Source organism: Sphingomonas sp., assembly GCF_019242355.1.
GTDB lineage: Bacteria > Pseudomonadota > Alphaproteobacteria > Sphingomonadales > Sphingomonadaceae > Sphingomicrobium.
This window is the reverse complement of the sequence record NZ_JAFAVR010000055.1, coordinates 1-8,262: the sequence shown is the minus strand read 5'-3', so window position 1 is coordinate 8,262 and position 8,262 is coordinate 1. Positions and strand designations below refer to the sequence as shown.

Below are 8,262 nucleotides of genomic sequence, written 5' to 3'. Positions count from 1 at the left end.
CCCGGCATCGCCGGCCAGTATTTCAAGGCGTTCGGCTTTACCGTCGTCCTGTCGGTGCTGATGAGCTTGCTCGTCGCGCGCATGATCACGCCGCTGATTGCCGCATACTTCCTGCGCTCGCACGGCAAGCAGCCGCACGCGGCCTGGGGCTGGATGAATGTCTACCTTCGGGTCCTGAACTGGAGTCTCGACACGTCGAAGGCCAAGGCCCTGCTTGAGCGCACCACGAAGCCCGCGCTGAGGTTCGGCTATTTTGCGATCGAGGTCGTGCTTCTGCTGTTCGTCATCGTGGGCTTCCTTGCCGGCACGGCGGGCGTCGTCGGGATGCTGACCAGGGCCGGCTGGAGCGGAGCGATCGCCCTATTGCCGGCAGTCGTTGTCGGCTGCTTCTTCGCTTACGGCGTCGCCCGGCTAGGCGGATTGCTCAGTCGACTGATTGGAAGTCGCTCGTTCGCCGACTGGCACGGACTGTTCGCGGCGCGGTGGAGTGCGCGATTCCAAGATCACCGCCTGGCAATGGTTGCCGCCGGCTTTGCGACCTTGCTTCTCAGCATCGCCCTGTTCGGGACCTTGTCGACGTCGTTCTTCCCGCCGCAGAACAGCGATTATTCTCGCGTCAACATCAGCATGGCGCCGGGCAGCACATTGGCGGAAACCGAAGCCGTGACCGATCGCGTCGCCGCCATCGTCCAGGCCGACGCAAACGTCGACCGCGTGTTCGAGAGCATCCAGGTCGCGACCGCGCACGTGAACGTCGTTCTCAAGAAGAAACGCCCGCTGAAGAGCACGGAGTTCGAGCGCAAGCTGTCGCCGACTCTCGCCGCAATCCCCGATGCGCGGGTCAGCTTCCAGAGCCAGCAGGGCGGCGTCGACGCCGATTCCCGCGACATCGAGCTCTATCTCGGCGGCGAGGATCCCGTGAAGCTGAACGCCGTCGGCAACCAGATCGCCAAGGAGATGGCGACCGTTCCAGGCCTCCTGGCGCCGCGCGTCGGAAGCAATCTCGCGCAACCGGAGATCACGATCACTCCGCGCTTCGACCTCGCCGCGGACCTTGGAGTTACGACCTCGGCGCTCAGCCAGACGATCCTGATCGCGACGTTGGGCGACATCGAGCAGAACAGCGCGAAATTCTCGCTCTCCGACCGCCAGGTACCGATCCAGGTCTCCCTGGACGAAGGTGCGCGCAAGGACCTTGCCACCCTCGAGAACCTGCCCGTTCCCACCTCTTCGGGCGGCTCCGTTCCTCTGAAATCCGTCGCTGACATCGGGTTCGGCTCGGGCCCGACGACGATCAACCGCTCGAGCCAGCTTCGCCGCCTGTCGATCGGCGCCGACCTCGCCCCGGGCGTGGTCGAGGGCGATGTCTGGAACAAGGTCAACGCCCTGCCTTCGGTGAAGAACCTGCCGCAGGGCATCCAGAAGATGAATCTCGGCAATCAGAAGTGGCAGGCGGATCTCCTGTTCAACTTCGCGGTCGCGCTGATCTCGGGCGTGCTGCTGGTGTTCGCGGTCCTGGTCCTTCTCTACCGCCGGTTCCTCGCGCCCTTCGTGAACATGGGATCGCTGATCCTCGCTCCGCTTGGAGCCGCCGTCGCCTTGCACATCGCCGGCCAACCCGTCTCGCTGTTCGTGCTCATCGGCATCCTGATGCTGTTCGGCATCGTCGCGAAAAACTCGATCCTGCTCGTCGATTTTGCCGTCGAGATGATGAATCACGGGATGGCGAAGAACGATGCAATCTGGGAAGCCGGGCACAAGCGCGCCCAGCCCATCGTAATGACGACCGTGGCGATGGTGGCAGGCATGCTGCCGACGGCTATCTCCTTGAGCGGCGACAACAGCTGGCGGGCGCCGATGGGCATCACTGTGATCGGTGGCCTCATCTTCTCGACGCTCCTGACCCTGGTCCTCGTCCCGGCCTATTTCTCCATCGCCATCTCCCTCGAAAGCCGGATCGGGCGCATTTTCCATCGCCTCGTCGGCGCGGAGGCGCACGAGGCTGGGCAGCCCGTTCCTGCGGAGTAACGTTACTAGTCGCGTGAACTCCGACGGCGGCTCGTGGATTGAGCCGTCATGGCCCGAATGAGCAACGGCGCGCTCGCGCGATTCAATCCGGCGCAGCCGGGCGCGGCCGGCATGAAGATCGTCGCGACGGGCCTGCTGCTCGTCATGGCCGTGGTCTTCGTCGTGTCCCGGGCGTTGCAGCCGGCCCACCCGTGGCTCGCTTATGTGAAGTCCTTCGCGGAGGCCGCGATGGTCGGCGGGTTGGCCGACTGGTTCGCGGTCACCGCCCTTTTCCGCCACCCGCTTGGCCTGCCGGTGCCGCACACCGCGATCATCCCGCGCAACAAGGACCGGATCGGCGAGGCGCTCGCGAACTTCCTCCGGGAGAATTTCCTGACCCCGTCGGTGGTCGCGCGGCGCATGCGCAATATCGATGTCGCCGCCGCGGCCGGCCGCTTCCTGCAGACGCCGGCGGGCGAAGGCACGCGAATCCGTGCCGGCGCCTCGCGGTTGATCGCCAACATCTTCGAAAGCCTCGACGACGAGCGCTTGGGCGGTATCGTCAAAAGCGCAATCTCGTCGCGGCTGCGGGCGATGGAAGTGTCGCCGCTTCTCGGCCATGCGCTCGCTTCGTCGATCAATGACGACCGCCACGTCCCAATGCTGGAAGCCGCAATCCGCTGGATGGCGCGCGCGCTTGATGCGAACGAGCCGCTCATCCGGGAGATGGTCCATAACAAGGCCAATTGGGTGCTGAAGCTCGCCGCGCTCGACACCAAGCTCGCGGATGCCATCATCGACGGGCTGCGCAAGCTGACGACCGAGATGTCGACCGATCCCGCGCACCCGGTGCGGATCAAGGTCGAGGAAGCGCTCGCGCAGCTCGCCAACGACCTTCAGACCCGTCCCGAAACCCGTGCCCGGGTCGAGGAGATGAAGGAACAATTGCTCGAGAACCGCTCGGTCGGCCTTTGGCTCGACACCTTGTGGCAGAAGGGCCGCGAAGCCGTGATCCGGGCCGCCCGCAACCCCGATGCGGTGCTCGCCGGAAAGGTGGGCGAGGTGCTGAAGTCGATGGGCGCGACTCTCGAGCGCGACCCGCAAATCCGAATCGCGATCAATCGCTTCGCTCGCCGAGCGGTGGTCGGAATGGCGGCAAGCTATGGCAGCTCGATCGTCAAGCTGGTGTCGGAGACGATCCGCGGGTGGGATGCCCGCACCGTCACCGCCCGGCTGGAAGCGGCGGTCGGTCGCGACCTTCAGTATATCCGGATCAACGGTACCCTGGTCGGTGGACTGGTCGGCCTTGTGCTGCACGTCCTCGACGCGCTGTGAGCGATCCCGTCCTCGATGCGCTGGCCGAAAGCGCGCGCAATCGCGGTCTCAAGCTCGTGCGCTCGCGCGTCCGCACTCCGGGCAAGCGCCGCTTCGGCAAGGCCGGGCTGACCGACGCGTCCGGCAAGGCCGTGTTCGGAATGGACCCGAAGGGCCCGAACGCGAAGCCCGAAGAAGTCGAAACCTATCTCCGCAACCTCGGCGCGGGTGATTGGGGGGCGTCGCTCGACGCACCGGCGCGGAAGCGCAAGACTCACCCGAAGCCGCGGAAAGTCGCCGAACCATCGCCACCAGACCGCCAGGAAAGGCGCCCGGCACCCCCTCCGGCCGAGCCCAAGCTCGCGATCCGTCCAGCCAGACCCGGCGATTCAGGGGTGCTGGTCGGCCTGATCGCTTTGCTCGACCATCAAGTCGACGAGGCTGGCGTTCGCAAGCGAATCGCTGAGCTCGCCCGGGCCAAGCTGACGCCCCTCGTCGCCACCCTCGACCGGCAAATCGTCGGCCTATGCGGCATCGACGCGATGGTCGCCGTCCACCGCGACCGGCCGGCCGGCCGAATCAACATCCTGGTGGTCTCCGAAGCGGCACGCGGCCGGGGCATCGGTCGCAAGCTGGTTGCGGCGGCGGAAGACGCACTGCGGGCCCGCGCCTGCCGCCTTGTCGAGGTGACCAGCAACGACCGGCTCGCGGAAGCCCACGCCTTCTACCGCCACATGGGTTACGAGCGCACCAGCATCCGCTTCTGCAAAAAGCTCTAGCCGGCGCTCCGGCGCTCGATGGTCGCTCCGACGGCGGACAGCTTCTCCTCAAGCCGCTCGTAGCCGCGGTCGAGGTGATAGACGCGCAAGACCTCGGTCTCGCCTTCCGCGACGAGCCCCGCAAGCACCAGGCTCATCGAGGCGCGGAGGTCGGTCGCCATCACGCTTGCGCCGGTCAAGCCCTCGACTCCATGGACGATCGCCGAGCGGCCGTGGATATCCACTTCCGCGCCCATCCGGCGAAGCTCGGGGACGTGCATGTAGCGGTTCTCGAAGATCGTCTCCTCGAGGAAGCTGTCGCCGTTGGCGAGCGTCAGCATCGCCATGAACTGCGCCTGCATGTCGGTCGCGAAGCCCGGGAAAGGAGAGGTCGAGAGGGCCAGGGGCTTGAGCCCGCCGTCGGCGCTGACCTTGATCCCGCGATTGTTGAACTCGATCATCAGGCCGCACTGGGCAAGCGCGTTTAGGGTCGCCCGCATGTCGTCCGGCCGCGCGCCGATGAGGTTGATCGAGCCGCCCGTGATTCCCGCCGCGCAGGCGTAGCTTCCCGCCTCGATCCGGTCGGGCATGACTTCATATTCGCAGCCGTGAAGCCCCTCCACGCCGTCAATCGTGAGGTGTGACGATCCGATCCCGTCGATCCTCGCGCCCAGTGCCGCCAGCAGGTTGCAGAGGTCGACGATTTCCGGCTCGCGCGCTGCGTTGAACAATTGCGTCTGGCCCTTGGCGAGCACGGCGGCCATCAGCGCATTCTCGGTCGCTCCGACCGACACGACTGGGAAGCTGAAGTCGCCGCCCGAAAGGCGTCCCCTGGGCGCGCTCGCCTTTACATAGCCGGCCGCAAGCTCGATCTCCGCGCCCATCGCCTCAAGCGCTTTCAGGTGAAGGTCGATGGGACGATCACCGATCGCGCAGCCGCCCGGGAGCGACACTGTCGCCTCGCCCTCGCGCGCAAGCATCGGCCCCAACACGAGGATCGACGCCCGCATCTTGCGGACCATGTCATACGGCGCGACGGTCGAAACGATGTCGGTTGCGCGCATCGTCATGCGCCGGCCGAACTCGCCCTTGCGAACGCCCGCGACCGAAGTCGAGACGCCGAGCTGGTTGAGCAGGTGGCCGAACGTATCGACGTCGGCAAGGCGCGGCAGGTTGACGAGGGTCAGCTCCTCCTGGGTTAGGAGAGCGCAGGGCATCAGCGTCAGCGCCGCGTTCTTCGCCCCGCTGATCGGGATGTCGCCGTTGAGGCGATTGCCACCCTTGATCCAGATGCTGTCCACCGCCGCGCTTTAGCGCGGTGCGAACCTGTGACAAGCAGCGTGCCTCAAGCCTTCTCCAGCGTGCACTGCAGCGGGTGCTGGTTCTCGCGAGCGAAGTCGATGACCTGGGTCACCTTCGTCTCGGCAACTTCGTAGGTGAAGACGCCGCAGACCGCGACGCCCTGCTGGTGGACCTGAAGCATGACCCGGGTCGCATCCTCGATGGTCATCGAGAAGAATTGCTGCAGGACGAGCACGACGAACTCCATCGGCGTGTAATCGTCGTTCAGCATCAGCACTTTGTAATTGGACGGCTTCTTGGTGCGAGCGCGGGTGCGCGTCGCGACGCCGGTTTCACCCTCGTCGAGACCGTCGCCCTGGCCGGGGCCATTCGCCATGGTGGGTAGTACGCGGATGCTCATCTCGACCTGAAATATGGCAAGCACGCGAAACGCGGCAAGCCGCTGTTGTGTTCGGGGGGCAAAAAAAGGCGGCCGCTCAGTGAAGAGCGACCGCCAGGCGTTGCCAGACTTAGGAGGGGAGAGGGTCAGGCAACGAAAGAGTTGAAACGCTCGGCGTTCGCGCTGGCGCGGTTCGACAGCGGCTGGAACGCCTCGCCGGCGAGCTTCACGAACGACTCGGTCAGCTTCGAGCTCTCGGCGACCATGCGGTCGAACGAGGCGCGGGCGAAGTCGTTCTGCAGCTGCAGATATTCGGTCGGCGACTTGGCTTCCGCAAGCGAGCGGATCGCATCGGCGGCCTGCTCGACACCGTCACGGCTGGTGGCGACGACGGACTGGCCGATCGTGCGGGCGCCCTCGGCGGCGACACGGCCGGCCTCGACGACTGCCTCGACATTGGCGCGGGTCAGGTCGGCGAGCTCCTCGGCAACGCGCTGGCTGCGCTTCACGGCATCCTGAGTGCGGCCGTTAGCGTCCGCGAGCAGGTTCTGGAACGGAGCGGCGCCCTGAAGGCCTTCGAAAGCGCCAAAGAAGTTGTTCGTCACGGTCTCAATCCTTTCGGGAGCCGCCGCGGCGATGCGGGCGGCGGTACGGGTGGCGCGGCGCGAGCGGGTCGTCCCCTGGGCGGCGCGAGTGGTCTTTGCAGCGCGACGGGTCGCGCGGGGCGCCTTGGCGGCAGCGGCCTCGCGGCGCTTGGCACGGCGGGCGGCGGTCGCACGCTCGCGGCGAGCAGCCTTGACGCTCTCCTTCGCGATCGCATCGGCAGTGTCGGCGACGGCCTTGGCAACGTCGGCCGGAGCCTCGGCAGCAGCCTGGGCCTGGAGCTTGGTGTCTTCGGTCATCGATCTAGCCTCATTCGAAATTCGCGTTTTTGCTGCAATGCACAATATGCGTTGCGACGCAGCATTTCAAGACCCTATTTGTGCACTGCGGTATTCCGCCGCTTGACGGGCACGGCTCGCCGGAAGCAAGAGCGGTCATGGACGCGTTATCCGATCATCCCGTCCGCAGTCGCCGGGGGCTGCTGATCGTCCTTTCCTCGCCATCGGGGGCCGGAAAGTCCACTATCTCGCGAATGTTGCTGGACGCTGACCGCGATGTGACGATGTCCATATCGGCGACCACCCGGCCTCCCCGCCCCGGCGAGATCACAGGGGTTGATTACTTCTTCGTCGACGACGCCGAGTTCGACCGAATGATCGCCGCCAATGAGTTCGTCGAATGGGCGCATGTCTTCGGTCACCGCTACGGGACCCCGAAAGCGCCAGTGAAGCAGGCCTTGCGCAGGGGCAGCGACATCTTGTTCGACATCGACTGGCAGGGTGCTCGGCAGCTCGAGCCCGATTTCGGCGAGCATCTCGTCACCATCTTCCTGCTCCCGCCCTCGATGACCGAGCTCGAGCACCGGCTTCACACCCGGGCGCAGGATTCCGAGGACGTGATCGCCGACCGAATGCGCCGCGCCGCCGGCGAGATCGAGCATTGGGCGGAGTATGACTATGTCCTCGTAAATCGCGACATGGACACCTGCCTCGGCGAGGTGCGCGCGATCATTAGCGCCGAACGGTCGAGGCGCATCCGCCAGACGGGCCTGGTCGAATTCGTCCGCGACCTGATCGGCCCGCAGCACTAGGCGTCGAGCAACTCCAGGAAGCGCGCGGCGGCGAGGAATTCGCGGCGGCGGTTGTCCAGCGCGGTCTCAGCCTCCGCGTCGGCGCCCCATTGCTCGGCCTGCCAGCGATCGTCGACGGTGACGGCGCCCCAGGCCTGGTCCGGGCTCATCGCCCGATCGATTACCGCTAGCGCAGCGACGAGCGAGCCGCCGATCGTGACCAAAGGTGACAAGCCAGCGAGCCGGAACGGGTCGAGTGCCGCGACTTCATGGCTCAGGCGATCGACCGTCGCCGCCGGCTGGTCGACATGGACGACGCCCGTGGTCGTGCAGAAATCCACGTCGTAGCGACGGCGCGCCCAGGCCAGCAGCGAGTCCCAGCTCGCGTCCTGCCGCTCGACCAGGCCGCGCGGCCCCTCTGCGCGATAGCAGGCGAGGTCAGCCTCGGCGTAGCGTGCGAGCCCCGCTGCAAAGCCATCGTGATCGGGCGCGACGCGGTCGATCGCTGCATTCGCCAGGCCTGTGAGCGGCATCGCCCGCGGGTCGATCTCCTCCCCAACGCTCGACCATTCCTCAGCCACCGCAGCAGCCAGTGCTCCTGCCGGAAGCAGCAGCACCGCCCGGGCCGGGGTTCTGACCGGCCGGCCGTCGAGCCGAATGCCCCAGCCCGCGCCTTCGGGCGCGACGGCGACGTCCTTCCAGAAGCGCTTCACGGCCGGGCGCCGTCCTGGCGATCCCAGTTGCGCTTGAAGATGCGCGGCAAAAGCAGCGACTCCAGCGCTCCGACGATGGCGATGATCGCGCCGACCTGCGGCCAGCCGCCCGGTCGC

At 66.4% G+C, this 8,262-nt stretch carries 8 protein-coding genes; 4 read left to right on the top strand and 4 right to left on the bottom strand.

From position 1 onward, the window contains the following. From JOZ79_RS02380 to JOZ79_RS02370, 3 genes are all read left to right on the top strand, one after another. A partial coding sequence (locus JOZ79_RS02380) for an efflux RND transporter permease subunit (protein WP_294070051.1) occupies positions 1–2,028 on the top strand: 2,028 nt, incomplete at its 5' end. 57 nt (positions 2,029–2,085) lie between these two features. After that, the gene (locus JOZ79_RS02375; RefSeq protein ID WP_294070055.1) at positions 2,086–3,342 is read left to right on the top strand and encodes a DUF445 domain-containing protein; all 1,257 of its coding nucleotides are present in this window, start codon (positions 2,086–2,088) and stop codon (positions 3,340–3,342) included. Further along, entirely contained in the window at positions 3,339–4,100 is a 762-nt protein-coding gene (locus tag JOZ79_RS02370) for a GNAT family N-acetyltransferase (RefSeq protein WP_294070049.1), read from the top strand. Before JOZ79_RS02375 ends, JOZ79_RS02370 begins: the two co-directional genes overlap by 4 nt. Here the strand turns inward: JOZ79_RS02370 and murA are convergent. The 3 genes from murA to JOZ79_RS02355 form a co-directional block, all read right to left on the bottom strand. Beyond that, the gene (gene murA / locus JOZ79_RS02365; RefSeq protein ID WP_294070047.1) at positions 4,097–5,380 is read right to left on the bottom strand and encodes a UDP-N-acetylglucosamine 1-carboxyvinyltransferase; all 1,284 of its coding nucleotides are present in this window, start codon (positions 5,378–5,380) and stop codon (positions 4,097–4,099) included. The two genes, JOZ79_RS02370 and murA, sit on opposite strands and share 4 nt — an antisense overlap. Positions 5,381–5,424: 44 nt before the next feature. Further along, positions 5,425–5,757, bottom strand: coding sequence for an ATP-dependent Clp protease adapter ClpS (gene clpS, locus JOZ79_RS02360; RefSeq protein WP_294070053.1), 333 nt, complete (start codon positions 5,755–5,757; stop codon positions 5,425–5,427). A gap of 149 nt (positions 5,758–5,906) precedes the next feature. Next, on the bottom strand, positions 5,907–6,662 hold the full coding sequence (locus tag JOZ79_RS02355; RefSeq protein ID WP_294070045.1) for a phasin family protein: 756 nt from the start codon (positions 6,660–6,662) through the stop codon (positions 5,907–5,909). Positions 6,663–6,799: 137 nt separating this feature from the next. On the opposite strand from JOZ79_RS02355, the gene gmk reads away from it, so the two are divergent. Further along, positions 6,800–7,453 carry a guanylate kinase gene (gene gmk, locus JOZ79_RS02350; RefSeq protein ID WP_294070043.1) on the top strand — a complete coding sequence of 218 codons (654 nt, stop codon included), beginning with the start codon at positions 6,800–6,802 and terminating at the stop codon, positions 7,451–7,453. Here gmk and JOZ79_RS02345 read toward each other — a convergent pair. Then, positions 7,450–8,145 carry an ATP12 family protein gene (locus JOZ79_RS02345; protein WP_294070041.1) on the bottom strand — a complete coding sequence of 232 codons (696 nt, stop codon included), beginning with the start codon at positions 8,143–8,145 and terminating at the stop codon, positions 7,450–7,452. The two genes, gmk and JOZ79_RS02345, sit on opposite strands and share 4 nt — an antisense overlap. Positions 8,146–8,262: the final 117 nt, after the last annotated feature.